Below are 416 nucleotides of genomic sequence, written 5' to 3'. Positions count from 1 at the left end.
CGACGACATCGCGGAGATCCTCGCCCTGCTGGGCTGCCGCCCGGTGTGGGACGACGCGTCGCGGCGCGTGACGGGCTTCGAGGTGATGCCGCTTGCGGAACTGGGGCGGCCCCGCATCGATGTGACGATGCGCATCTCGGGCTTCTTCCGTGACGCGTTCCCGCACGTGGTGGGGCTCGTGGACGACGCGGTGCGCGCGGTGGCCGAGCTGGACGAGAGCCCCGAGGACAACTACGTACGGGCGCACGCCGACGAGGACACCGCCGAGCACGGCGACCGGCGGCGCGCGACGGCCCGCATCTTCGGTTCCAAGCCGGGCGCGTACGGCGCGGGCCTGCTGCCCCTGATCGACGCGCGCAACTGGCGCTCGGACGCGGACCTCGCCGAGGTCTACGCGGTGTGGGGCGGCTACGCGT

1 protein-coding gene is annotated in these 416 nt (G+C 73.3%); it reads left to right on the top strand.

Annotation, left to right across the window (positions count from 1 at the left end; all coding sequences use genetic code 11):
- Window positions 1-416: cobaltochelatase subunit CobN (locus tag J0695_RS41745; protein WP_206970032.1), on the top strand; the 416-nt coding region annotated here is incomplete at both ends.

The sequence above is a fragment of the Streptomyces beijiangensis genome, assembly GCF_017315755.1.
In the GTDB taxonomy this organism is placed as follows: Bacteria; Actinomycetota; Actinomycetes; order Streptomycetales; family Streptomycetaceae; genus Streptomyces; species Streptomyces beijiangensis.
Note: the sequence above shows the minus strand (reverse complement) of the source record. Positions and strands in the feature narration are given on the sequence as shown.